Here is a 24945-nt window from a genome sequence, read left to right on the forward strand (position 1 = left end):
ACTCGCTGCGATCGACGCTAGGCTGGGCGGCGTGCCGATTGCCACGCCGTACGAGGATCTGCTGCGCCTGGTGCTCGAGCGGGGCACCCCCAAGGCCGACCGCACCGGCACCGGCACCCGCAGCCTGTTCGGTCACCAGCTGCGCTATGACCTGGCGGCCGGGTTTCCGTTGATCACCACCAAGAAGGTGCACGTCAAGTCGGTGATCTATGAGCTGTTGTGGTTTCTGCGCGGCGACTCCAACGTCGGCTGGCTACGGGAGCACGGCGTCACGATCTGGGATGAGTGGGCGAGCGAGACCGGGGACCTCGGACCGATCTATGGGGTGCAGTGGCGGTCGTGGCCGACCCCGTCCGGTGAGCACGTCGACCAGATCAGCAATGCGCTGCGGTTGCTGCGCACCGACCCCGATTCGCGCCGCATCATCGTGTCGGCGTGGAACGTCGGTGAGCTCGACCAGATGGCGCTGGCGCCGTGTCATACGCTGTTTCAGTTCTACGTCGCCGACGGCAAGCTGAGCTGTCAGCTCTATCAGCGCAGCGCCGACCTGTTTTTGGGCGTGCCGTTCAACATCGCCAGCTACGCGCTGCTCACCCACATGATGGCCGCGCAATCCGACCTGGCGGTCGGCGAGTTCATCTGGACCGGCGGCGACTGCCACATCTACGACAACCACGTCGAGCAGGTCCGCGAGCAACTCAGCCGCGAGCCCCGGCCGTATCCGCAACTGGTGCTGGCGCAACGGGATTCGATCTTCGACTACCGCTACGACGATATCGACATCCAGAATTACCATCCGCATCCGGCGATCAAAGCCCCCGTGGCCGTATGACCACCCTCGGCCTGATCTGGGCGCAGTCCACGTCGGGGGTGATCGGTCGGGGCGGGGACATCCCCTGGCGGCTGCCCGAGGACCAAGCCCACTTCAAACAGCTCACCATGGGTCACACCGTGGTGATGGGGCGGCTGACCTGGGAATCGTTGCCCGCACGGGTGCGCCCCCTGCCGGGACGGCGCAACGTCGTGGTGACCCGGCAGAGCGACTACACCGCCGACGGCGCCACCGTGGTGGGCGCGCTGCCGGATGCCCTCACCGACGACGACACCTGGGTGATCGGCGGCGGCGAGATCTACGCGCTGGCGCTGCCGCTGGCGACCCGCTGCGAGGTCACCGAGGTCGACATCGACCTGCCCCGCCAGGACCGCGACGTGGTAGCGCCGGTGCTGGATGAGTCGTGGCTGGCCAGCACCGGGGAGTGGCTGACCAGCCGCACCGGTCTGCGCTATCGGCTGCACAGCTACCGACGTGTGTCGTGGCCCGGCTGACCGCGCTGCAGGCGCGCCGGATCGCTGTCGCCGCACAGGGTTTCACCGCGCCGAAGCCTCGCGGACCGGTCAGCCGCGCGCATCTGCGCAGGCTGATCTCCCGGATCCAGGTGCTGCAACTGGACTCGGTGTCGGTCGCGGTGCGCGCCCACTACGCGCCGGTGTTCAGCCGGCTGGGCCGCTATGACCGGGAGCTACTGGACCGCGCGGCGTGGGCGCACAGCGCCCGCCAGCCGCGGCTGCTGGTCGAGTACTGGGCGCATGAGGCCGCGCTGATGGCCGTCGACGACTGGCCGCTGCTGCGGTGGCGGATGCGGCAATACACCCACGGCCGGTGGGGTTCTCAGATCGTGCGGGCCAACCCCAAGCTGGCCGACGACGTCGTCGCGGCGGTGACCGAGCTGGGGCCCAGCACCGCCGGACAGATCGAGGCGCACCTGGCCGCGCGGCCGCGCCGCGGCAAGGGCGCCTGGTGGAACCGCAGCGACACCAAATGGGTCGCCGAGGCGCTGTTCGCCGCCGGGGTGTTGACGACGGCCACCCGGGTGGGGTTCGCCCGGCACTACGACCTGACCGAAAGGGTGCTGCCGCCGCAGGTGCTGGCCCGAGAGGTCGACGACGACGAAGCGGTGCGCGCGCTCACGCTGCGGGCGGCGACCGCGTTGGGGGTGGGCACCGCGGCCGATATCCGCGACTACTTCCGGCTGTCGGCCGCCCAGGTCAAACCGGCGCTGGCCAAGCTGGTCGCCGACGGCGAGCTGGAACCGGTGGAGGTGGACGGCTGGCCGGGCGGCGGCTATCTGCGGGCCGGGCAGGTGGTGCCCCGCGGCGACACGGGCACCGCGCTGCTGTGCCCGTTCGATCCGTTGATCTTCTTCCGGCCGCGGGTGGCCCGCCTGTTCGGTTTTCACTACCGCATTGAGATCTACACCCCGGCGGCCAAACGCCAGTACGGCTACTACGTGTGGCCGCTGCTGGCCGACGGACAGTTGGTCGGGCGGGTGGACCTCAAAGCCGACCGGGACCGGGATGCGCTGCACGTGGTGGGCGCGTTCGCTGAACCCGACCAGGCCCCGGGCCAGGTGGCTGCCGCGCTAGCCGGTGAGCTGCACGGCATGGCGTCCTGGCTGGGGTTGGGCGGGGTCAGCGTCGGGGAGCGCGGTGATCTGGTCGACGCGCTGCGCGCGGCGCTGCGGTAGGTGATGCTGATGCCCACGTCCGCGCTGCCGCCGCCCCCCGAGCTCGCCGCCGGGCCCGACGTGCTGTTGCGGTGTCCGGTTGTCGACGACGTGGACGGCATGGTGGAGCAGTGCGTCGACCCGGAGACACAGCGCTGGATCAGCATCCCGGTGCCCTACACGGCTTCCGATGCGCGGGAGTTTGTGGACCGGGCGACCCAGGCCTGGCAGGCCGGCACGGTCGCGACGTTCGCGATCGTGTACCGAGGGCGATTTGCGGGCAGCCTCGACCTGCGGATGGACGGGGTGGGCGGCGCCGAGGTCGGGTTCGGGTTGGCCCCGTGGGCGCGCGGCAGCGGGGTGATGAGCCGCGCGCTGCGGCGGGTGTTGGCCTGGGCCTTCGACGAATTGCAGCTGGAGCTGGTGCATTGGAAGGCGCAGGTGGGCAATTGGGCCTCCCGGCGCACGGCCACCCGGTGCGGGTTCCGGGTGGCCGGCACGGTGCCCGGCTTACTCGAACACCGCGGTCAGCGATGCGACGGCTGGTTCGGGTTACTGCGCCGCGGTGACCCGCTGACCGGCGACGCCGACGTCGAGCCCGCGGGCGGTTGAGGTGAAAAACTGCTGCGCGGACCCCCTACTGGGGCGTGTGAGGATCGTTATGTGCAGCTGCCACCCGAACCCGAACTGACCGACGGACCGGACCTGCTGTTGCGACGCTACCGCCCAATGGATTTGGGCGGCGTCATGGCGCAGTGCCAGGACCCGGAGTTTCAGCGCTGGACGTCGATTCCGGTGCCCTACAACGAATCCGACGCGGCGGAGTTCTTGTCGGCGGTCGCCGAGGGCTGGCGGGCGGGGACCCGCGCCGCCTGGGCCGTGGTGCACCAGGGCCGCTATGCCGGCTGCGTCGACCTGCGCCTCGACGGTGTCGACGGCGCCGAGCTGAGCTTCGGGCTCGGACCGTGGGCGCGCGGCACCGGCGTCATGACCCGGGCGCTGCGGCTGACGCTGGCGTGGGCGTTCAATGAACTGAACCTGAAGGTGGTGCATTGGCGTGCCACCGTTGGCAATTGGCCCGCCCGGGGCGCGGTGGCCCGCTGTGGGCTCAAGGTGGAGGGCACCGTGCGCGGCCTGATCGCGCAGCGCGGCAAACGCCACGACGGGTGGATCGGCTCGGTGCGCCGCGGCGACTTTCTCACCGGCGGGCCCCGCCGGGTGCGGGCGGGCACGATCAGCCCGATCCGCGCCGAGCCCGTGTCGCACCCGGATCCGCGGACGGTGACGATCCGGGAGGCCGTCGACGCCGACCTCGACGCGGTTCTCGCCGTCGCCGCCAGCGACATGGGGGATCACGGCGCCTACCTGCGCGGCGAATTCGGCAACAGCCGCGTGCTCCTGGCCGTCGACGGCCCGACGATCGCCGGATTCCTGGTCTGGAACCGGGGCCTGGTGACGGTGCCGTTCGTCTCGCTGGTCGTGGTGGCGGCCGCCTACCGGCGCCGCGGCGTGGCCGCGCAGCTGTTCGACGCGGTGGAGCAGGCCTGCCCCGGGCGGCGACTGCTGACCTCTACCAAGCTCAGCAACGAGTGCGCGCGGCGCTTCCTGGAGCATCGCGGGTATCGCCGCTCCGGGGAGCTGGCCCTCGATTCCCGCGACCCCGACGTCTTCTACCAGCTGACACGCGGCGACGGCGCGGTCGCATAGCCGCGAGATCGACGGTGGCGCGGGAAAGTTCGAGTGTCAGGCACGCTGGTGTCGATCTCGGCGCGCGAGCGGGTTACCCCAGTGCGGCGAACGCCTCATCGACCAACGCCAGCAGATCGGCGTCCTCGCTGCGCGCCCACCGTTCCAGGGCGGCGGCGTTGGTGGCCAGCGCCGCGCCGGCGTGCACGGTGAGGGCCAGATCGGGTTCGGCCATCCCGGCCCGACGCGCCAGGGCGCGGGCAAACAAGTCGCGGGTACTGGCCACGGCCACCCACAGCCGCGACCGCAGCGCCGGCGTGGTCATGACCAGCCGCATCCGGGTCAGCAAGGTGTCGCGGTCGGTGGCCAGGATGGTTTCGAAGGCGGCGCGCAGCGCGGCGTGCAGCGCGACCCGCGGTGGCTCGTCGGCCGGCCGCGCGGCCACCAACTGCTCCAGCAGCGGGTCGTAGTCGTCGTATTCGACGACCGTCTCCTTCTGCGGGAAGTACCGGAAGAACGTCATGTGCGACACCCCGGCCGCCGCGGCGATCTCCTCGACCGTGGTGGCCTCGTAACCTTGGGCGGCGAACAGCCGCAGCGCGTGCTCCTGGATCGACCGCCGCGTCGCCGCCTTCTTCTGGGCCCGCCAGTCGCTCATCCGGTGAGCACCCCGGTGCGCGGGCCCAGCGCACGGTCCAGCCAGCCGCGCAGCGCGTCCGGATCGGTGCCGCGCCACGCCAGGTGACCGTCGGGACGCACCAGCAGCGCCTCCCCGCCGCCGCGCAACCCGATCACCTCGCCGAGCCGCGCCCGCGCGATCTCGGCCAACGGGTCCGGCCCCAGCAGCGCCCAGCTCGGCCCGAGCGCGTCGTGCAACCGGATCGCGGTGCCGTCGGCGCGCACGCACCCGCGGTTGCGCACCCGATCGCCGGGCCGCGGGCCGCCCGGCGGCCAGCGTCGCGCCCCCAGCGGGCCGCGCCGGTAGGAGACCTGCAGCTGGGACGCCTTGCCGATGATGAGCCGCTGCAGCCAGCCTTGATTCAACAACGGCACCGCCACCCGATCGCGCAATAACCGGGCGGCCCGACCATGTCCGAGCGCCCCCAGGGTCACGCTGCTGGTGGTCGCCAGCACATCCTTGGCGATCGGCCGCCGTTCGGCGCCGTAGCTGTCGAGCAGGGTCGCCTCGGCGCGCCCGGAAACCACCAGCGCCAGCTTCCACGCCAGGTTCTCGGCGTCGCCGATACCGGTGTTCATGCCCTGACCGCCGAACGGGCTGTGGATGTGCGCGGCGTCGCCGGCCAGCAGCACCCGGCCGCGCCGGTAGGCCGACGCCAGCCGGCGTTGGATGCGAAACACCGACGTCCACTCGGCCGAGTGCACCGTGCCGCCGGCCTCCGCGGCCAGCACGGCAGCCAGGTGGGCGACCACATCGTCGGGCCCCGGATCATCGGGACCGTCCGGCGGCGCCGGGGCCATCAGCCGCCACAGATCCGCACCGGGCAACGGCATCGCCACCAGCATCCCGGCACCGCGCAGCCACGCCGCGGTGGCGTTGCGGGGCCGGTTCAGGTCGGCGTGCACGTCGGCCAGCAGAAACCGCTCGATCAACGGCATCCCGGCGAAGCCGATCCCGGCCGCCTTGCGGACCGCGCTGTGCGCGCCGTCGGCGCCGACCACCCAGGCCGCGCGAACCTCGGTTGCGCCGTCGAGCCCGACCGTGACGCCGTCGGCGTCGGGCTGGACCGCGGTGACCCGCTGGCCCCACTCGACCGTCCCGCCCAGCGCCGCCAGCCGATCCCGCAACGCGCCCTCGATCTCGGCCTGCGAGACCAGCAGCGCGCCGGGGTCGCCCGGCCGCAGTGCCTGACCGATCCGCAGGCTGGCCAATTCCCGGCCGTCGACGAACATCACCAGCCGGTCGATCGGCAGGGCGCGGTCGGGCAGCTCACCCAGGGCGCCCAGCCGGTCCAGCACCTCCACCCCGCGCGGCTGCAACGCCATCGCCCGCGACGTCGTCGCCGGCCCGGCCGCGGCGTCGACGACCCGGACCTGCACGCCGGCCGCCGTCAGCCCGCATGCCAGCGCCAGCCCGGTCGGTCCGGCCCCCACCACCAAGACTTCGGTCGCCATGGCGCACCTCCCTCATGTTAGTTAATAACATGTTAGTGACTAACAGCGGATGACGGCAAGGGGTGCGGCTAAGGTGGGGCGTCGTGGCCGAAACGGCGCCGCTGCGCGTGCAACTGATCGCCAAGACCGAGTTCGTTCCGCCGCCGGACGTGCCGTGGAGCACCGACGCCGACGGCGGTGCGGCGCTGGTCGAGTTCGCCGGCCGGGCCTGCTATCAGAGCTGGTCGAAGCCCAACCCGCGGACCGCCACCAACGCCGGCTACGTCCAGCACATCATCGACGTCGGGCATTTTTCGGTGCTGGAGCACGCCAGCGTGACGTTCTACATCACCGGGATCTCCCGGTCGTGCACCCATGAGCTGATCCGGCACCGGCACTTCTCCTACTCCCAGCTGTCGCAGCGCTACGTGCCCGAGCCCGACGCCCAGATCGTCGTGCCGCCCGGCCTGGACGACGATCCCGAACTGCAGCAGATCCTGGCCGCGGCCGCCGACGCCAGCCGGTCGGTGTACACCGACCTGCTGAGCAAGCTGGAAGCCAAGTTCGCTGATCAGCCCAATGCGGTGCTGCGGCGCAAACAGGCACGTCAGGCCGCCCGTGCGGTGCTGCCCAACGCCACCGAGACCCGCATCGTGGTGACCGGCAACTACCGGGCCTGGCGGCATTTCGTCGCGATGCGGGCCAGCGAGCACGCCGACGTCGAGATCCGCCGGTTGGCCATCGCGTGTCTGCGCCAGCTGGTGGACGTCGCGCCCGCGGTGTTCGGCGATTTCCAGATCACCACCCTGGCCGACGGCACCGAGGTGGCGACCAGTCCGCTGGCCACCGAAGCCTGAGCGGCGGGTCTTGGGGCGCGAACGTGCGCCGATCCGGGAATTTGTGCGGCGTGTCGACCGGGGACACGCACGCTCGCGGCAGGGGTGGGCAACCCGCCAGGTACCCTTAGGACCGTGAGTACCAGCGGTTTCGACGCCTCCACCAGCCTGGGCACCGTGGTGACTGCCATGGCGACGCCGTTCGGTTCCGACGGCTCGGTAGACACCGAGGCCGCGGTGCGGCTGGCCAACCACCTGGTCGACGCCGGGTGCGACGGTCTGGTGCTGTCCGGCACCACCGGCGAATCGCCCACCACGGCCGACTACGAGAAGCTCACCCTGCTGCGGGCGGTGGTGGAATCGGTCGGCGACCGGGCCCGCATCATCGCCGGGGCCGGCAGCAACGACACCGAGCACAGCGTCCGGTTGGCCGAGGCCTGCGCGGGCGTCGGCGCGGACGGGTTGCTGGTGGTCACCCCGTACTACTCGCGGCCCTCCCAGGCCGGGTTGCGGGCGCATTTCACCGCCGTGGCCGACGCCAGCACGGTGCCGGTGCTGCTCTACGACATTCCGGCCCGCTCGGTGGTGCCGATCGCCCCGGACACCATCTTCGAGCTGGCCGAGCACCCCAACATCGTCGGGATCAAGGACGCCAAGGGCGATCTGCACGCCGGCGCCCAGATCATGGCCGAAACGGGGCTGGCCTACTACTCCGGCGACGACGCGCTGAACCTGCCCTGGCTGGCGATGGGCGCCACCGGGTTCATCAGCGTGATCTCCCACTTCGCGGCCAGTCAGCTGCGGGAAATGCTGTCGGCGTTCCAGTCCGGGGACGTGGCCACCGCCCGCAAGATCAACCTCTCGATCGCGCCGCTGTGCAACGCGATGGGCCGCACCGGCGGGGTGACCATGGTCAAGGCCGGGCTGCGGCTGCAGGGCATGGACATCGGGGACCCGCGGCTGCCGCAGGTGGCCGCCACCCCCCAGCAGGTCGACGAATTGGCCGCCGACATGCGTGCGGCCAACGTGCTTGGGTGATTTTCGGTGAATGAGGATCTCACGCCGCCGGGTCCGCTGACCTCCGGCGGTCTGCGGGTCACCGCGCTGGGCGGCATCAACGAAATCGGCCGTAACATGACGGTTTTCGAGCACCTGGGTCGGCTGCTGATCATCGACTGCGGGGTGCTGTTTCCCACCCACGACGAGCCGGGGGTCGACCTGATCCTGCCGGACCTGCGGCACATCGAAAACCGGCTCGACGACGTCGAGGCGCTGGTGTTGACCCACGCCCACGAGGACCACATCGGGGCGATCCCGTTTCTGCTCAAGCTGCGGCCCGACATTCCGGTGGTCGGGTCGAAGTTCACCCTGGCGCTGGTGGCCGCCAAATGCCGGGAACACCGCATCAAACCGGTGTTTCATCAGGTCGCCGAGGGCCAGCGCAGCACCCACGGCGTGTTCGAATGCGAGTACTTCGCGGTCAACCACTCGGTGCCCGACGCGCTGGCCATCGCCGTGCACACCGGTGCGGGCACCGTCTTGCACACCGGGGACATCAAGCTCGACCAGTTGCCGCTGGACGGCCGGCCCACCGACCTGCCCGGCATGTCGCGGCTCGGCGACGCCGGGGTGGATTTGTTCTTGTGCGACTCCACCAACGCCGAGATCCCCGGGGTCGGGCCCAGCGAAAGCGAGGTCGGCCCGACGCTGCACCGGCTGATCCGCGGCGCCGGGGGCCGCGTCATCGTGGCCTGCTTTGCCTCCAACGTGGACCGGGTACAGCAGATCATCGACTCCGCGGTGGCGTTGGGTCGGCGGGTGTCGTTCGTCGGCCGGTCGATGGTGCGCAATATGGGCATCGCCCGCGAACTGGGCTTTTTGCGGGTGGCCGATTCGGACCTGATCGACATCGGCGCCGCCGAGATGATGCGCCCCGAACAGGTGGTGCTGATCACCACCGGCACCCAGGGCGAACCGCTGTCGGCGTTGTCCCGGATGTCGCGCGGTGAGCACCGCAGCATCACGTTGACCGCCGGCGACCTGATCATCTTGTCGTCGTCGCTGATCCCGGGCAACGAGGAAGCCGTCTACGGAGTGATCGACGCGCTGTCCAAGATCGGCGCCCGGGTGGTCACCAACGCCCAAGCCCGGGTGCATGTTTCCGGGCACGGCTACGCCGGGGAACTGCTGTTCCTCTACAACGGGGTGCGGCCGCGCCAGGTGATGCCGGTGCACGGCACCTGGCGGATGCTGCGCGCCAACGCCGCGCTGGCGGCCCGCACTGGGGTGCCGCAGGAATCAATTCTGTTGGCCGAGAACGGGGTCAGCGTCGACCTGGTCGGCGGGGTGGCCAGTATCGCCGGTGCGGTACCGGTCGGCAAGATGTTCGTCGACGGGTTGATCACCGGCGACGTCGGGGACGCCACGCTGGGTGAGCGGTTGATTCTGTCGGCCGGTTTCGTCGCGGTGACGGTGGTGGTGCATCGGGGCACCGGCAAGCCGGCCGCGCCACCGCACCTGCATTCGCGCGGCTTCTCCGAGGACCCCAAGGCGCTGGAACCCGCGGCGCGCAAGGTCGAGGCCGAACTGGAGGCGCTGGCCGCCGACAACGTCACCGACCCGGTGCGGATCGCTCAGGCGGTGCGGCGCACGGTCGGCAAGTGGGTGGGGGAGACCTACCGCCGCCAGCCGATGATCGTGCCGTCGGTGATCGAGGTCTAAGCGGCGGCTCACTCCTTTTCGGCGTACACCGACCATTCCAGGTCGGATGCGGTCAGGTCGCGCCCGGTGGGTTCGATGTAGCGCTGCAGCAACTGCTCGGCCCCGGCCTGCTCGGCCAACCGCCATCCGTAGGGGGCCAGAAACTCTTGGACCTCCTCGGGCTGCAGACCGAAATGCCACAGCTGCCGGCGCTGGCGCACGCTGCGGTACAACGTCGGCGAATCGTAGAGGTTGGCGCCGTCGATGAAGTCGCGCCGCACGTAGGTGAACACCAGCCGGCTGCCCGACGCCGCGGCCCGCAGCCCGGCCAGGGTCCGGCGCACCGCGTCCTCGGACAGGTACTGGGTGACGCCCTCGCAGATGAAGAACGCGCGAAAGTCGGTGCGGTACCCGTGTTCGGCCAGCGCGGTCAGCAAGTCGTCGCGTTCGAAGTCCAACGCCACCAACCGCACCGACAACGGCATGGAGCCCAGCACCCGGCGCACGGTCGCCGCCTTGCGGGCGATGTTGACCGGAAGGTCGACCTCGAAGACCGGGATCCGGGCCCGCCGGGTCACCTGGTAGGCCCGGGTGTCCAAGCCGGCACCGAGGATGACCACCGCGTCGATCCCCGCCTCGAGCGCCTCGTCGAGCTTGTCGCCGATGAAGCGTTTGCGGCAGGCCAGGTTGGCCCACAGCCCCGGCCCGGTGCGTTGCGAGGCGGCGATCAGCAGCCGACGCGGCAGCGACCACCGCGTCGCGCCGGCCAGCCAGCGCATCCGGGCCGGCAAAAACGGCTCCGCCAGATCGTCGTCCACCAGCCGCCGCTCGGGCGGCTCATGCTGCTCGACCGCGGCCAGCAGCATCGGCCCGAACGCGGTCTGCGCCGCGGGGTTTCGCACCATCGGCTTACCTCTTGTTCACGAACCCGGCGTCGACCGGCAAGGTGATACCGGTGACGTAGCGGGCTTGCTCGGACACCAGCCAAGCCACGGCGTTGGCGATGTCCTCGGCCTGCAACACCTGGACCGGCAGCGCGTTGCCCATATCCGGCGGCGCCCCGGTCTGCTCGGCCAGCTCCGCCAGCCATCCCCGGATGTACTCGTTGTTGATCATCGGCGTGTCCACCCCGGCCGGGTGCACCGAGTTCACCCGAATACTGTGCGGGGCAAGAAGGTTGGCGTACACCCGCATCAGTCCGACCAGGCCGTGTTTGGCGGCCGTGTACCCGATGGCACCGGCGTCGTGACTGCCGATACCGGCCAGGCCGGCGGCCGAACTGATCAGCACGATCGAACCGCCGTCGCCCTGGCCGATCATCGTCGGGATCGCGGCCTCGATGGTGTGGTAGACGCCGGTGAGGTTGACGTCGATGACGTCGCGCCAGCCGTCGGCGGACTGCATCGGCGCGATCCCCGCATTGGCCACCACGATGTCGAGCCGACCGAACCGGTCCAGGCCGGTCTGCAGCGCGTCACCCAGCGAGGAGGCGTCGCGGACGTCGCCGCGGGCCGCCACGATCCGGGCGCCGGTGTCCTCGACCAGCTTGACGGTGGCGGCCAGATCCTCGGCGGTGGCCAGCGGGTAGGGGACGCTGGCGATCGGCTCGCACAGGTCGACGGCGATGATGTCGGCGCCGTCGGAGGCCAACCGCACCGCGTGGGCCCGGCCCTGGCCGCGTGCGGCACCGGTGATCAGCGCGACCTTGCCCTGCAACGGGCCGTCCGATGGCATCAGGGCCGCAACTGACCCTTGGCCGGGTCGCCCGCGACGACCGGGGTGAGCATCTTGATGTCCGGGGCGCCGGCCAGGTGGTCGGCCGCGTCGGTGAACATCGTGGTCACCGCGGGCGCGGTGCTGTGCGCCTTGAGGGCGTCGGCGTCGGCCCACTGCTCGACGAACACGAAGGTGCCGTCGGTCTCGTGCAGCGAGTACAGCTGGCAGCCCGGCTCATCGTGCACGTCTTTGACCGCGCGGGTCAGGATGTCGCGGACGGTCTCGACCGACTCGGGTTTGGCGGTCAGGCTGGCAACGACGACGACGGGCATGCGGTGGACTCCTTGTGCGTAGCGGCGTGACGTTAGCCACACTACTCATCGCCGCCGCGCGGCCCGCACCGCATTCCGCCGTGACCAGTGTGGCGGATGGTGCACACGGGGCTATTGCGACTAGGCTTGCCCCTATGCCTAGCAAGACCGTCGCCCGCTCCGGAACCCGAACGAGCAGGTCAAAGGCCACTTCGCGGGGATCGCGGCCGGCGCGCAAACCCGCGCCGCGGCGTCGCCCGCCCGCCCGGCGCAACGGCTCGCGGATGGCGGCCGCCGGATTGGCCTGCGGCCGGGCGGCCCGCGCGACCTGGCTGATGGTCGCCAAGGGCGCCGGCAGCACCGCGCGGTCGGTGGGCCGCGCCCGCGACATCGAGCCCGGTCACCGCCGCGACGGCATCGCGCTGGCGCTGCTGGGGGTGGCCGTCGTCATCGCCGCGAGCTCCTGGTTCGACGCCGCCCGCCCGGTCGGGGCGTGGATCGACGTCGGGCTGCGGACGGTCGTCGGCGCCGCGGTGGTGCTGCTGCCGCTGGCGGCCGTCGTCATCGCGGTGATCCTGATGCGCACCGAGCCCGATCCGGACGCCCGGCCCCGGCTGGTGCTGGGGGCGGCCATGATCGCCCTGCCGATGCTGGGGCTGTGGCACCTGTGGGCCGGGTCGCCGAGCACGCCGCAGGGGCGACAACTCGGCGCGGGCTTCCTCGGCTTCGCGATCGGCGGGCCGCTGTCGGAGGGGCTCACCGCCTGGATCGCGGCGCCGCTGCTGGTGATGGCGGCGCTGTTCGGGGTGCTGCTGCTGACCGGGACGACGGTCCGAGAGGTGCCCGAGGCGTTGCGCGCCATGTTCAGCGTCCACGGCTACGACGACTATGACTACGACGACGAGGACCACGTCGAGGACGCCCCCGACACCGACGAGCCGCCGACCGAGGACTTCTCCGACGGCTACTACGACGACGCCTCGTCCGGTGATGAGGCGCAGCCCTGGCCGGGCGGCTCGCCGTTGGACAACTACCCGCTGGATGAGGCCGACGCGCCGACCGTGCCGGAACCGGCGGTCGCCCGCAAGCGCCGCAAAACCGAGAAGCCCAAGCAGGACACTCTGGTGCTGGACCGGGTGGTCGAGGGCCCCTACACGCTGCCGCCGCTGTCCCTGCTGACCGCTGGGGACCCGCCCAAGCGGCGCACCGCGGCCAACGAGCAGATGGCCGACGCGATCACGTCGGTGTTGACCCAGTTCAAGGTCGACGCCGCGGTCACCGGATGCACCCGCGGCCCCACCGTCACCCGCTACGAGGTGGAGCTGGGGCCGGGCGTCAAGGTCGAAAAGATCACCCAGCTGCAGAAGAACATCGCCTACGCGGTCGCCACCGAAAGCGTCCGCATGCTCGCCCCGATCCCGGGCAAGTCGGCGGTGGGCATCGAGGTGCCCAACACCGACCGGGAGATGGTGCGGCTGGCTGACGTGCTGACCGCGCCGACCACGCGCCGTGACCACCACCCGCTGGTGATCGGGCTGGGCAAGGACATTGAGGGCGACTTCATCAGCGCCAACCTGGCCAAGATGCCGCACCTGCTGGTGGCCGGCTCCACCGGCTCGGGGAAGTCCAGCTTCGTCAACTCAATGCTGGTCTCGCTGCTGGCGCGGGCCACCCCGGAGGAGGTCAGGATGATCCTGATCGACCCCAAGATGGTGGAACTCACGCCGTATGAAGGCATTCCGCACCTGATCACGCCGATCATCACCCAGCCGAAGAAGGCGGCCGCGGCGCTGGCATGGCTGGTCGAGGAGATGGAGCAGCGCTACCAGGACATGCAGGCCTCCCGGGTGCGGCACATCGACGATTTCAACGCCAAGGTGCGCTCGGGGGAGATCACCGCCCCATTGGGTAGCCAGCGTGAGTACCGGCCGTATCCCTATGTGCTGGCGATCGTCGACGAGCTGGCCGATTTGATGATGACCGCGCCGCGCGACGTCGAGGACGCCATCGTGCGGATCACCCAGAAGGCCCGCGCCGCCGGCATTCACCTGGTGCTGGCCACCCAGCGGCCGTCGGTGGACGTGGTCACCGGGCTGATCAAAACCAACGTGCCCTCGAGGTTGGCGTTCGCGACGTCGTCGCTGACCGATTCCCGGGTGATCCTGGATCAGGCCGGCGCCGAGAAGCTGATCGGGATGGGTGACGGCCTGTTTTTGCCGATGGGCGCCGGCAAGCCGACCCGGTTGCAGGGCGCGTACGTCAGCGACGAGGAGATCCAGGCCGTCGTCACCGCCTGCAAGGAGCAGGCCGAGCCCGAATACACCGAGGGCGTGACCAACGCCAAGCCCAGCGGCGAGCGCAAGGACGTCGACCCCGACATCGGCGACGACATGGACGTGTTCCTGCAGGCCGTGGAGCTGGTGGTGTCGTCCCAGTTCGGGTCCACCTCGATGCTGCAGCGCAAGCTGCGGGTCGGTTTCGCCAAGGCCGGCCGGTTGATGGATTTGATGGAGACCCGCGGCATCGTCGGGCCCTCGGAGGGCTCCAAGGCCCGCGAGGTGTTGGTCAAACCCGACGAGCTGGCCGCGACACTCAATGCGATTCGGGGCGGCGGCGATTCGGCCGAGGACGACGACGACTCGGCCGACTAGGCGGACTCGGCCAACTAGGCGCCGAACGTGTACTGAGACCGAGATTTTCGCCGATTTTTCGGTCTCAGTGCACGTTCGGTGCCGTTAGCAGGTCTCGTACTGCCGGGAGAGTTCGATCTCCAGTGGCAGCCGCGTGTGGTCGGGCTGATGCCGGTAGCAGCCGCCGACCACGATTTCGATCGGACCGTCGTATCCCCAGACCAGCAGGGCGGCGGGGTGGCCGAACCGGGGCAGCAGCGCGGCCACCGCCGGCACGATGCGCTGGGTTTCCACGTCGTTGCCGCGGCCCTGACCGATATCGATTTCGAGCTGGGTCTCGGCCTGGGCGCCGGGGCGCGGCGGGGCCGTCGAGCCCTTGGCGCGGTAGTACTTGCCGATCACCCCGCTGATGTCGGACCACAGTGCCCGGTCGGCGTCGCTGGGCGGAGTGGGTGTCGAAACGTAGTTGCGGGTGTCGCCGTACTCGTTGAACACCAGCTTGATCTCCCAGGAGGCGTCGGCCAGCGCGGGGTCGCTGCGCTGCAGCGCGGCCGCGGTCGCGGCGGTCGCATCGGGGGTGAGCGTGACGTCGATGTCGCGGCTCGCGGCGTCATCCCGCTCGGCCGGCTGATCGAGACCAACCAGCTCGGCCACCGGGGAGTGCGCGGTGCGCAGCCAGATCGCCACGCCGTCGGCGACCGCGTCGGCGTCGGGATCGGGTTTGCCGTCGGACGGGCCGAAATCGAAGAGGGCAACGGAGCGGTCGTCGGTGTTCACGTTGCGTGGCAGCGTCCCCCGTGCCGGGTAGTACAGCATGAGGTCGCCGTTGTAATCGCCCAGGCCCTGCCGGCGCCGCTGCTCGGTGAAGGTGCGGCCGACGTCGACGGCCTGCGGCACGGTGATCGCGCGGTCCAGCGTCACGGTCAGCGCAAAATGTTCACCGGTGATGTTGTTGGCGTAGGTCAGGTTGGTGTCCGTCACCCCGGGCAGCGCGCGGATCTGCCGGCGGATCTGCTCGGCCTCTCGCCGATGATCAAACAAGAAACATCCCGAGATGGGCCACAGCAGCGCCGCCGCCACCAACACCACCGCCACCTTGCGCATCGGCGCCCCCCTAACTTTCCGCGCCGAGTACGACTCCGGTGCGCGATGTTCCGACGATCATCGCACCAAATTCAGGCGCAGCCGCGCGGTATTCGGCCCGGTATTCTGACCTGACCGGGAAGGGGGTGTATGCGGTGGTGTCTTGGCCTGCGGCGCCCCCGGTGCGGCAACCGCCGTCGGTGTGGACGGTGGTCGGCGCCGCACTGGGCGCGGCGGCGCTGGCCCTGGCGATCGTCCCGTTCTATGGGGCGGTGTCGTTCGTGGTCGCGGGGGAGGCGGCGGCGGTCGGTGGCCTGGGTGTGGCGGCCGCGACCGCGGGGCTGGCGCAGGCGCGTCGCAACGGGCGGATCGTGTCGGCCCCCGCCGTTGCGGGGGCGGTGGCCGCCGCGCTGGCCGTGGTGCTGGGTGTGATGGCGGTGACCGGTCAGGTGATCTCCGTGCGGGACCAACCGCGGCGACCGACGTTGGACACCGCAACGGTGCTGGGCAGGGAGCTTGCGGTAACCGTGGGCGGCTTCGACTACACCGGCAGCGACTCGTACAGCCTCAGCGGTGGATTGGCGGTGACCCTGCGCAACAAGCTCAACACGACCCGATCGTTTCGCATTGCCGTCGCCGCGTTCGACCGTGACCGTCACCAGGTGATGAGCACCTCCTCCAGCGCAACGCTGGCCGCTCACGCCACCGAATCCGTCGAGATGTTCACCTATCTGCCGGATGAGAAAACGGCCGACCGGTTGAAAGCTGCAACGTTTCGGCTGATCGACGCCTCCAGTAAGCCGGTGACATGACCTGGCCCACCGCCGCGGTCACCGTCACCGCGCCGCCAATGTGGCCGGCGGTGTCGCTGGCGGTGGGCAGCGTCGGTCTGCTATTGGCGGGCGTTCCGCACTATGTGGGGCTTATCGGTGCCGCGGCAGGAGGATTCGGCGTAGCCGCCGGAATGGTGGGCGTGTTGCTTCGCGGGCATCGCCGCCCGGCCTTGGCGGTGTCGGGGATTACGGTGTCGGTACTGGCGGTCCTGAGTGCTGGCGTCATGACGTTCGTCTACGCCGATCTGGGCGAGCGGGCCGGGCGGTCGACAACCGACACCACCAGCACCCAGACCGTGCTGCGTCACGAACTCGGTGTGCAGATCGGGACTTTCAGCTACCAGCCCAGCCCCAAGAGCACCATCGTCGCGGCCACCACATCGGTGCCGGGAGGAAAGCTCATGGTGACATTGACCAACAAACTCGCCGTGCCGCGAGCGTTCTACGTCACCATCGCGGCTTTTGAAAACAAGGGCGTCCAGATCACTTCCTTCACCGTGGACGCGACCCTGGATGCGGATGCCACGCGCCAAGTCAATGCGGCCGATCGGATGACGGCTTCGGAAAAGACGGCCGAGCGGCTGACGACCGCAACGTTCACGGTCCTCGCCGCGTCCAGCGCCGCCGTGGAGAAGCCATGACCGCTGGTGCAGGGGGGCGGCCACCGGGCCCGATCTGGCCGGTGGTGGCCCCGGTGGTCGGGGTGTGCGGCCTGATGCCTGCGGCGGTGCCCTATCCGGGGGTGCTGGCCGGGATTGCGGCCGGTGTCGTGGGGATCGGTGCCGGTGTGGTCGGGGTCATCGCGGCCCGACGGAGGGCCGCGCGCTGGGCGGCGATGTCGGGAATCGTGGTGTCGGTGCTGGCGATCGCGGCCGGCGTTGCGCTGGTGTTCGTCCACCCGAACCCCGCCACCGCCGGGGGCGGTGCAGACCGGGACACCGCCGAGGTATTGCGCAACGAACTCGACGTGGTCATCGGACACTTCGCGCCAGGCGACGCCGACAGCAAGCGTGGACGCGTGCCGGTGACGCTCACCAACAGAACCGCCAAAACGAGCGAATTCGCCGTCGCCATTGCAGCTTTCGGCGCCGACGGTCATCAGATCGACTGCGACACCGCCCGCGTGACGCTGGCCGCGCGATCCAGCGAGGACCAGGACATATTCACGTTCAGTCCCGCGGATCGGATACAAGCAGCAACGTTTCGGGTCATCGCCGTCCACAAGGTCACCGGGTGGGTCCGGTGATCCACGACTACCCGTACTGCGACGATGAGCTCGCCGAGCCCCCTCTGCGGCGGCCGAAGTCCTGGCGCCGAGGATGGACAGCCCTGTCGCTGCTCTGCGGGCTGGGCGCAGCGGCACTGGCATTACTGCCCGTTGGCCCGGTCGGGGCCGTGATCGGCGGGGCCGGGATCGCCGCCGGTGCTCTGGCGCTGCTGCGCGGCGGTCGGGTCTTCGCCGTCACCGGCACCGTGATTTCGTCCCTCGCGGTCGCGGTGACGTTGTTGATGACCATCGCCGAGTTGCCGGGGCCCGGCAACCCCGCGCACGCCCCGCCGGCGGCCGTGAGCACCAATGTCGAGAAGGTGCTCGCCGACGAATTGACGGTGGAGTTCGGAAGTTTCACGTCCAACTCGCTGTGGCCCGAGGTGGGCGTGACGTTGACCAACAAACTTGACGTGGTGCGCCAATGCAAGATCGAGGTCGGCGCGTTCGATGGGCCCCGCGCACAGCTCAATTCCGCCCGGGTCAACCAGGAATCCTCTCCCTATGACGGGGTAGTGCTGGACGCTCACGCCACCGCGGAGGCCACCGCCGAATTCATGGTCGGCTATGACGACCGCGCGGCTCAGTCCTACCAGTCCGCGGCCTTCCGTGTCATCTCCGTCGCCTGCGGTCCCTTCGACTACTAGTGAGTGAGCCACGCAGATGATGCTGCATCCCGTCAGTCCCGCCGTCGCGCCGGCCGTGGGCGCCCGCTGGCCGATCGTGGCGTGTGCCGCCGGCCTGCTGGCGCTGGCGGCGGCGTTTGTGCCGTTCGGTGTCGGGCTGATCGCCGTCGCGTTCGCCGGTGCCGGCATTGCGGCCGGTGTCGCCGCGCGGGTGCGCGGTGCGCCGCGCCGCGGGCTGGCCGTCGCCGGGGTGAGCACGTCGGCGCTGGCAATCGTGATCGCCGGCGTGATGGTGGCGGTCTATCTCCCCGGCGCCGATCCCGCCGACAGCGCCGACACCGAATCCGGCTGGATGGCCTCTACCAGCAACACCGATGAGATTCTGCGCGACTACCTTCGAGTGAGCTTCGGGGCGATCGATCCCGCCGGGTCGTCGCTGCTGCCGGTGACGTTGACCAGCAGACTGGATCGGGCGGCGAGCATTCACCTCGTGGTCGCCGGGTTCGTCGGCAACCGGGAGATCGCCAGGGACACCGACTTCGTCACGCTGGCCGGCCAGGCCACCCAGCGGGTCGCGATGTTCTACGCGTATCTCAATGAGGACCGCATCCCGCAGTTGCAGAAGGCGCACTTCCGGGTGGTCGAAGCCGCCATCTATTGGCACACCGGCTGACGGTGCGCGGACGCGCCGAACGTGCGCTGGTGGCGGGATTTCGCCGAAAACTCCGCCACCAGCGCACGCTCGGTGAAACCGTGTCCGCCTGGCCCGCGGCGGCTTAGGCTTTTCGTCGTGAAGAGGTCGGCGTTGCTGGTGGTCGTCGTGCTGGGGTGGCTCGGCAGCGCCTGTATGTCCAGCCGGCAAAACGAGGCCGAGGCCCTGGAGCGCCAGATCCGTGCCATGGCGGGGGTCAGCGACACCCAGATGGAGTACAAATCCAGTATCGGGCTGGGCAGTTCGCTGAAACTCGCGGTGACCCTTGACCCGTCGGTGACCGACGCGCAGGCCGGCGAGGTGGGCCGGGTGTTCGCCGACGAGCTGCACCGGCAAGGATTCGACGGTCACGTCATCGATTTCGCCGTCCAGTATCCCGCCGCGGCCGACTCGGCGGCCACCTTCCACTTCTACGAAACCCGCGACGCCGCGAACCCCGCCACCGCCAAGATCGCCGAAGGCCTCGAAACCTGGTTGCGGGTCGCGCGTTCCCCGATCGCCACCCAGGCGACCCTCCGCCAACCGGAGTCGGGTAGCAACGACGTGCACCAGGACTTCACCGTCGATCTGCGCCCGCAGGCCACCGCCGCCCAAGCCGAAGCGCTGCAGCGCCGCGAACCCGCGCTGGCGACCGCCACCTGGTGCATCGGGGCCCGCCAGGACGGCCCGGACGCCGCGCGGCACTGGTATTGCTCGACGCCCGCGCCGCCCAGCGACCACGACAAGGACCTGTGGGACAAGATCAGCGCCGCCGCCGGCCCGGACAACTCGGCCGATGGGCGCACCGCCCCGCGCAGCGGTGCAGTCCAAGCCGACACCGACATCGGTATCACCATCAACTCGTCAACGAACACCGACGCGGCCACCGATCAGGTCGCCCGCTCGGTGGCCGCGCTGCTACCGCAGTTCGGCCACCCCACCGCGCTCGTCGTCGACACCAAGGTCTACTACCGCAATGACTGGTCCATGCGCAGCAACACCGCGCTGGAGATCGTGGTCGGCGGATGCTACCGGCATCAGCCCCACCACGAGCGAACGCCGCTAGAACTCGAGTTGTCCGCGATGTACGAGAAGTGCTGATACCGGGGGAGAGGCCTGGTGCCAGCGGCAACGCGTGCTTCAGCGTTGGATGCGTAGCACGTCGTCGAGCGGCCGCCGGGGTGTGGGCGGCGGGACTTCGTCCATGGCGGGCGCCACACCGACCCGGATCAATACCTGCGGCATAGCGTCGTGGTCCAGGCACGAGGCGATCATGTCGCGGGTGGTGCGGACCTCGGTGATGTGGGTTACCGGGCAGGTGGCCAGGCCGGCCATCGTGCAGTCGAGCAGGACCGCGGAGAGTGCTTCGCCGCACAGCACCGCATCGGTGCGGTCGTCGGTGTCGGTGGACAGCAGCAGGATCGTCGCGTTGTCTTCGGGAACGGCGGTTCGGCGTTCCCTGTGGCGCGGAAGCGGGAACCCCCGCGCCACCGCCACGCGGTCGCTTTCGGCCGCCGAGAGCAGCGAACTGTAGGGGATACCTGCCGATGGCGCGAAGGGGGCCGTCCACCAGCCCAGTTCGGCGTGGTACCCGGAGTCGTAGAGCCGCAGGGAATCGGCCAGCTGAGATGCTTCGGCCAGGCACGTGCGCAGGTCATCGGGCAGCACGTCCAGGTGGACCGCGTCGCCGTCGAGGGTGTTGCGCAGCACGGGCTCAAAGGATTCCCAGTGCATCGGTGCGATGAACGGTAGCCGGTCGCTGCGGCGCAGCAGGATCGCGTCGGCGCGACGGCGATGCCCCTCGGTCACGTAGTCCATCGGGGCGAAGCGGATCGACGCCAGATAATGCGGGTCGTTCGGGTTGGGGAACCGCTCGACAAGGGTGCGCCATCCGGCGGCGGCCATCGCCACCCGAAGATGGTCCAACGCTGCGCCGCAACCGATGAGGGCTTCTCGGCCCGACCGGTCGGACAGCGTTACTCGGCTCGAATCCAGGAACAGCTGCAGTTGGTTGCTGCCGGCCAAGACCCACCGCCACGGCTGGGCGTTGTGCAGGGACGGCGCGCGGCACGCCAAGCCCACCGCATCCTTGATGACTTCGGTTTGTACCGTTGTGGCAGGCATCTCGGCCTCCGATCACTACCTGTCATTAAGCATGCGGCGAAACCGCCACCGGCAACAGGGCCATTGGTCCTCGCTGCACGTGACTTCGGGTGCTCCATATCCCGCGGCCAGCGACGACCCGCCGCGACGTCGGCGATCAGCGGGGTACAAAGTCCGTGCGGCTAGGGCCTTCATCCTCTGGCCCGCCCCGCCGCACTGCAGGACCCTGAAGGGGCAGCGGCTTCTGATGGAGAGGCGCAACCGATGGAGACGCAGTTCCCGGACACCGAAACGATCCAAACGGCCCTCACGCTGGCAGCCCGTGCGCCGTCGATGTACAACACCCAGCCGTGGCGTTGGCGGGTGGGTGCGCGGCGGCTGCATCTCTACGCCGATCCGAGTCGGCAGTTGCACAGCGCCGACCCAGAAGGCCGGGACTTGATCCTGAGCTGCGGCGCGACGTTGCACCACGCGGTGGTGGCGTTGGCGGCACTGGGTTGGCGGGCCAAAGTCCACCACTTCCCCGACCCGACCGACGCCGATCACCTGGCGTCCATCGAGGTGTCCACCGGTGACGTTGACCAGGTCGATGTGATGCTGGCCGCCGCGATACCGCGACGGCGCACCGACCGGCGGCGCTACGGTCCCTGGCCGGTGCCGACCGCAGACACCGCGTTGATGGCGGCGCGCGCGGCCCGCTGTGGGGTGATGCTGCGCCAGATCGATGACTTGGCGACGCTGCACGCGATTGTGACGCAAGCTATTTGGGAGCACGCGACCAATTACGACTACGTCAACGAAGCCACCATGTGGAGCGGTCGATACGGCTCACTGGCTGGCGTCCCCGCCCGCAACACCCCGGCGTGCGACTGCACGGCGACCATCCCGAGCCGGCTGTTCGCCGGCCCCACCCTGGCCCAGCCGCCCGAAACGTCACCCGCCGACGACCACGCGGTGATGCTGGCGCTGGGCACCGTGACCGACGACCGGCTCGCCTGGCTCCGTGCGGGTGAAGCCGCCAGTGTCGTGCTGCTCACCGCGACGGCGCTGGGATTGGCCAGCTGCCCGATCACCGAACCGCTGGAGATCACCCAAACACGCGACGCGGTCCGGTCGGATGTGTTCGGCGCCAGCGGCTATCCGCAGATGCTGCTTCGGGTGGGCTGGGCGCCGATCAACGCGGACCCGCTGCCGGCCACCCCGCGGCGGGCGCTGCACGACGTCGTCCACTGGGAACGCGAGGGTAAGTCTCTCGGCGTTGTCGGCGGAGTGGACGGCCCGCAACAGTGCTCAGTCGGGCCCTAGCGGCGCCGACCAACGCAGCACCGTCCCGCCGCCGGGCGCAGTTTCGGTCACGAACGCGCCACCGGCTTGTTCGGCGCGTCGCCGCAGATTCGTCAAACCGCTGCCGGTCACCTGGGCGGGGATGCCGCACCCGTTGTCGGTGACCTCGATGCACAGGTCGTCTTCCACCTTGATCTGCACCGTCACGGCGCTGGCGTGGGCGTGCCGCACGGCGTTGCTGACTGCCTCGCGGACCACCGCCTCGGCGTGATCGGCCAGGCCCGCGTCGACCACCGACAGCGGTCCCACGAACTGCACGGTGGTGCGCAGCCCCGAGCCGCCGAATTGGGCGATCACGTCGTCGATCCGCTGCCGCAGCCGGGTGATGCCCGAGGCTGCGCCGTGCAGGTCGAAGATGGTGCTGCGAATCTCGCCGATCACGGCTTGCAGATCATCCACGGCGTCGGAGAGTCGTTGCTGCAGCTGCGGATCGCGGGCCCGGCCGACGGTGCCCTGCAGCGACAGCCCGACCGCGAACAGCCGCTGGATCACATGGTCGTGCAGGTCACGCGCGATCCGGTCCCGGTCGGTCAGCACGTCGAGTTCCCGCATCCGGCGCTGGGAGGTGGCCAACTGCCAGGCCAGCGCGGCCTGATCGGCGAAGGCGGCCATCATCTCCAGTTGCTCGTCGCTGAACGGCACCGCACCGCGCTCGCGCAACACCACCAGCACCCCGGCGACGGTGTCGGTGGCGCGCAGCGGCAGCACCAGCGCCGGCCCGGTGTCGCGCACCCCGTCCACCGCGATCGCGTCGACGCGCCGCGGGGTGCGTCCGGTGAACACCTCGCCGACCGCGGTGCCCGCCACCGCGATGGTGGTGCCGTCCGCGGAAGCCGCTGCGGCGCCGACCGTTTCGATCACCAACAGCTCAACCACCTCGGTGGCGGGCGGGTCCTCGTCGACCGGCACGGCCACCAGCGTCGCGACGGCGCCGGTCAGCTTGCGGGCTTCGTCGGCGACCAGCCGAAACACCGTCGCCGGATCGGCGCCGGACAGCAACTCGGTGGCGATGTCGCGGGTGGACTCGATCCAGGATTGCCGCGCCTTGGCCTGTTCGTACAGCCGCGCGTTGGCGATGGCGATGCCGGCCGCCACCGCCAAGGCTTGGACCAGCACCTCGTCGTCCTCGGTGAACGGTCGCCCGCCCGCCTTCTCGGCGAGATACAGGTTGCCGAACACCTCGTCGCGGATACCGACCGGCACCCCGAGGAAGGTCCGCATCACCGGGTGCCCCGGCGGGAAGCCCACCGAGCACGGGTGATCGGTGACGTTGTCCAGCCGCAGCGGTTTGGGGTCATCGATGAGCAGACCCACCACACCGCGGCCTTCGGGCAGCGCACCGATGCGCCGATAGGTGTCGTCGTCGATGCCCTCGTAGACGAACTCCAGCATCCGGCCGGCCTGGTCGTGCACCTCCAGCGCGCCGTATCGAGCGTCCACCAACTGGGTGGCGGTGTGCACGATCGACCGCAGGGTGGCCCCCAGCTCCAGCCCGGAGGTGACCACCAGCATCGCTTCCAGCAGGCCGTCGAGGCGGTCCCGGCCTTCGACGATCTGCTCGACCCGGTCTTGGACCCCGACCAATAGCTCGTGTAACCGCAGCTGCGACAGGGTGTCGCGCAGCGCCCGCAGTTCGTCGGAGGGGTTGCTAGCCATGGGGTCGTTGCAGTTTGGTCGCGAACACCGCGGCCTGGGTGCGGCGCTCCATGCCGAGTTTGGCCAGCAGCCGCGACACGTAGTTCTTCACCGTCTTTTCGGCCAGGAACATTCGGTCGGCGATCTGCTTGTTGGTCAGGCCCTCGGCGAGCAGACCCAACAAGGTGCGTTCCTGGTCGGTGAGACCCGAGAGCGGATCGGGCTTGTCGGCCGCGCCGCGCAGTTTGGACATCAGCGCGGCCGCGGCCCGATTGTCCAGCAGCGACCGCCCGGCGCCGACATCTTTGACCGCGCGGGCCAACTCCATGCCCTTGATGTCCTTGACCACGTAGCCGCTGGCGCCGGCCAGGATCGCGTCGAGCATCGCCTCATCGGAGGTAAACGACGTCAGCATCAGGCAGTGCAGGTCGGGCAGGGCCGCCAGCAGATCACGGCACAACTCGATGCCGTTGCCGTCGGGCAACCGGACGTCGAGCACCGCCACATCCGGGCGCACCGCGGGGATGCGGACCAGGGCCTCGGCCACCGTGCCGGCCTCGCCGACCACCTCGAGGTCGGGGTCGGCGCCCAGCAGGTCGATCAGACCCCGGCGCACCACCTCGTGATCGTCGACCAAAAAGACCCTCACCACATGCGCAGCCTATAAGTGATTAGCGCCGACCGTCACGGGGCTTTGGTCCCCGCTCAAGGGCCGTTGGTCCTCAAACGATGCCCATTTGTGCCCTTGGGCGCCGGTGCTCCCGATGGCATAACTAGATGCTGGCGCGACGCGGGTAAATCCGGCGCCGAGCGCTTTCGGATGCGCTGCGATCGCGCAATTTGCTGTGGCGCAACCCGCGGAAATGTA

General features: G+C 69.9%; 25 protein-coding genes. 16 read left to right on the plus strand and 9 right to left on the minus strand.

Going from position 1 to position 24945, the window contains the following annotated elements:
• Nucleotides 1–31: 31 nt before the first annotated feature.
• From BKN37_RS03530 to BKN37_RS03550, 5 genes are read left to right on the plus strand one after another with little or no spacing between them, the layout of a single operon-like run.
• Entirely contained in the window at nt 32–832 is an 801-nt protein-coding gene (locus tag BKN37_RS03530) for a thymidylate synthase (RefSeq protein WP_071021547.1), read from the plus strand.
• The gene (locus BKN37_RS03535; protein WP_071021550.1) at nt 829–1326 is read left to right on the plus strand and encodes a dihydrofolate reductase; all 498 of its coding nucleotides are present in this window, start codon (nt 829–831) and stop codon (nt 1324–1326) included. The genes BKN37_RS03530 and BKN37_RS03535 overlap by 4 nt, the downstream gene beginning before the upstream one ends.
• Nucleotides 1314–2525: a winged helix-turn-helix domain-containing protein gene (locus BKN37_RS03540; RefSeq protein WP_071021555.1), complete on the plus strand. Its 1212-nt coding sequence runs from the start codon at nt 1314–1316 to the stop codon at nt 2523–2525. Before BKN37_RS03535 ends, BKN37_RS03540 begins: the two co-directional genes overlap by 13 nt.
• Before the next feature lie 9 nt (nt 2526–2534).
• A complete protein-coding gene (locus BKN37_RS03545) occupies nt 2535–3116 on the plus strand; it encodes a GNAT family N-acetyltransferase (protein ID WP_071021680.1) in 582 nt (193 codons plus the stop codon).
• A gap of 51 nt (nt 3117–3167) precedes the next feature.
• A complete protein-coding gene (locus BKN37_RS03550) occupies nt 3168–4211 on the plus strand; it encodes a GNAT family N-acetyltransferase (protein ID WP_071021558.1) in 1044 nt (347 codons plus the stop codon).
• A 73-nt stretch (nt 4212–4284) separates the two neighbouring features.
• Here the strand turns inward: BKN37_RS03550 and BKN37_RS03555 are convergent, their stop codons facing one another.
• Nucleotides 4285–4848 carry an acyl-CoA-like ligand-binding transcription factor gene (locus tag BKN37_RS03555; protein WP_071021562.1) on the minus strand — a complete coding sequence of 188 codons (564 nt, stop codon included), beginning with the start codon at nt 4846–4848 and terminating at the stop codon, nt 4285–4287.
• Entirely contained in the window at nt 4845–6323 is a 1479-nt protein-coding gene (locus BKN37_RS03560; protein WP_071021566.1) for an FAD-dependent monooxygenase, read from the minus strand. Before BKN37_RS03560 ends, BKN37_RS03555 begins: the two co-directional genes overlap by 4 nt.
• Before the next feature lie 83 nt (nt 6324–6406).
• Here BKN37_RS03560 and thyX point away from each other — a divergent pair, with 83 nt between their 5' ends.
• From thyX to BKN37_RS03575, 3 genes are all read left to right on the plus strand, one after another.
• Nucleotides 6407–7159, plus strand: a complete 753-nt coding sequence (thyX, locus tag BKN37_RS03565) for an FAD-dependent thymidylate synthase (protein WP_071021570.1) — start codon at nt 6407–6409, stop codon at nt 7157–7159.
• 114 nt (nt 7160–7273) lie between these two features.
• A complete protein-coding gene (gene dapA, locus BKN37_RS03570; protein WP_071021574.1) occupies nt 7274–8176 on the plus strand; it encodes a 4-hydroxy-tetrahydrodipicolinate synthase in 903 nt (300 codons plus the stop codon).
• A gap of 6 nt (nt 8177–8182) precedes the next feature.
• Nucleotides 8183–9859 (plus strand): ribonuclease J, encoded by a 1677-nt coding sequence (locus tag BKN37_RS03575; RefSeq protein WP_071021578.1) that lies wholly within the window; start codon nt 8183–8185, stop codon nt 9857–9859.
• Between the two features lie 8 nt (nt 9860–9867).
• On the opposite strand, the gene BKN37_RS03580 is transcribed toward BKN37_RS03575, so the two are convergent.
• From BKN37_RS03580 to BKN37_RS03590, 3 genes are read right to left on the minus strand one after another with little or no spacing between them, the layout of a single operon-like run.
• Nucleotides 9868–10743 carry an SAM-dependent methyltransferase gene (locus BKN37_RS03580; RefSeq protein ID WP_071021582.1) on the minus strand — a complete coding sequence of 292 codons (876 nt, stop codon included), beginning with the start codon at nt 10741–10743 and terminating at the stop codon, nt 9868–9870.
• A 4-nt stretch (nt 10744–10747) separates the two neighbouring features.
• Nucleotides 10748–11572 carry a mycofactocin-coupled SDR family oxidoreductase gene (locus tag BKN37_RS03585; protein ID WP_071021585.1) on the minus strand — a complete coding sequence of 275 codons (825 nt, stop codon included), beginning with the start codon at nt 11570–11572 and terminating at the stop codon, nt 10748–10750.
• Nucleotides 11572–11886 (minus strand): putative quinol monooxygenase, encoded by a 315-nt coding sequence (locus BKN37_RS03590; RefSeq protein ID WP_071021588.1) that lies wholly within the window; start codon nt 11884–11886, stop codon nt 11572–11574. The genes BKN37_RS03585 and BKN37_RS03590 overlap by 1 nt, the downstream gene beginning before the upstream one ends.
• Nucleotides 11887–12020: 134 nt before the next feature.
• Between BKN37_RS03590 and BKN37_RS03595 the strand changes: the two genes are divergently transcribed.
• Nucleotides 12021–14516 (plus strand): FtsK/SpoIIIE family DNA translocase, encoded by a 2496-nt coding sequence (locus BKN37_RS03595; RefSeq protein ID WP_083341552.1) that lies wholly within the window; start codon nt 12021–12023, stop codon nt 14514–14516.
• Nucleotides 14517–14600: 84 nt separating this feature from the next.
• Here BKN37_RS03595 and BKN37_RS03600 read toward each other — a convergent pair whose 3' ends face one another.
• The gene (locus tag BKN37_RS03600; RefSeq protein ID WP_071021595.1) at nt 14601–15599 is read right to left on the minus strand and encodes a hypothetical protein; all 999 of its coding nucleotides are present in this window, start codon (nt 15597–15599) and stop codon (nt 14601–14603) included.
• Between the two features lie 134 nt (nt 15600–15733).
• Here BKN37_RS03600 and BKN37_RS03605 point away from each other — a divergent pair, with 134 nt between their 5' ends.
• The 6 genes from BKN37_RS03605 (at nt 15734) to BKN37_RS03630 (ending at nt 20096) form a co-directional block, all read left to right on the plus strand.
• Nucleotides 15734–16390 (plus strand): hypothetical protein, encoded by a 657-nt coding sequence (locus BKN37_RS03605; RefSeq protein WP_131823517.1) that lies wholly within the window; start codon nt 15734–15736, stop codon nt 16388–16390.
• Nucleotides 16387–17052 carry a hypothetical protein gene (locus BKN37_RS03610; protein WP_071021601.1) on the plus strand — a complete coding sequence of 222 codons (666 nt, stop codon included), beginning with the start codon at nt 16387–16389 and terminating at the stop codon, nt 17050–17052. Before BKN37_RS03605 ends, BKN37_RS03610 begins: the two co-directional genes overlap by 4 nt.
• A complete protein-coding gene (locus BKN37_RS03615; RefSeq protein ID WP_131823518.1) occupies nt 17049–17657 on the plus strand; it encodes a hypothetical protein in 609 nt (202 codons plus the stop codon). The genes BKN37_RS03610 and BKN37_RS03615 overlap by 4 nt, the downstream gene beginning before the upstream one ends.
• Nucleotides 17645–18325 carry a hypothetical protein gene (locus BKN37_RS03620; protein WP_071021607.1) on the plus strand — a complete coding sequence of 227 codons (681 nt, stop codon included), beginning with the start codon at nt 17645–17647 and terminating at the stop codon, nt 18323–18325. The genes BKN37_RS03615 and BKN37_RS03620 overlap by 13 nt, the downstream gene beginning before the upstream one ends.
• Before the next feature lie 16 nt (nt 18326–18341).
• Nucleotides 18342–18977, plus strand: coding sequence for a hypothetical protein (locus tag BKN37_RS03625; RefSeq protein ID WP_071021611.1), 636 nt, complete (start codon nt 18342–18344; stop codon nt 18975–18977).
• A 117-nt stretch (nt 18978–19094) separates the two neighbouring features.
• Complete coding sequence (locus BKN37_RS03630; RefSeq protein WP_071021614.1) at nt 19095–20096, plus strand: hypothetical protein; 1002 nt, start codon at nt 19095–19097, stop codon at nt 20094–20096.
• Nucleotides 20097–20135: 39 nt separating this feature from the next.
• On the opposite strand, the gene BKN37_RS03635 is transcribed toward BKN37_RS03630, so the two are convergent.
• Nucleotides 20136–21119, minus strand: coding sequence for an Acg family FMN-binding oxidoreductase (locus tag BKN37_RS03635; RefSeq protein WP_071021617.1), 984 nt, complete (start codon nt 21117–21119; stop codon nt 20136–20138).
• 243 nt (nt 21120–21362) lie between these two features.
• Here BKN37_RS03635 and BKN37_RS03640 point away from each other — a divergent pair, with 243 nt between their 5' ends.
• Complete coding sequence (locus BKN37_RS03640) at nt 21363–22403, plus strand: Acg family FMN-binding oxidoreductase (protein ID WP_071021622.1); 1041 nt, start codon at nt 21363–21365, stop codon at nt 22401–22403.
• Here BKN37_RS03640 and BKN37_RS03645 read toward each other — a convergent pair.
• Both BKN37_RS03645 and dosR read right to left on the minus strand, forming a co-directional pair.
• Nucleotides 22389–24098, minus strand: coding sequence for a GAF domain-containing sensor histidine kinase (locus tag BKN37_RS03645; RefSeq protein WP_071021626.1), 1710 nt, complete (start codon nt 24096–24098; stop codon nt 22389–22391). The genes BKN37_RS03640 and BKN37_RS03645 overlap by 15 nt on opposite strands.
• A complete protein-coding gene (dosR, locus tag BKN37_RS03650; protein ID WP_071021629.1) occupies nt 24091–24729 on the minus strand; it encodes a hypoxia response regulator transcription factor DosR/DevR in 639 nt (212 codons plus the stop codon). The genes BKN37_RS03645 and dosR overlap by 8 nt, the downstream gene beginning before the upstream one ends.
• Nucleotides 24730–24945 lie beyond the last annotated feature (216 nt).

The sequence above is a fragment of the Mycobacterium talmoniae genome (genome assembly GCF_001854525.1).
Classification (GTDB): Bacteria; Actinomycetota; Actinomycetes; order Mycobacteriales; family Mycobacteriaceae; genus Mycobacterium; species Mycobacterium talmoniae.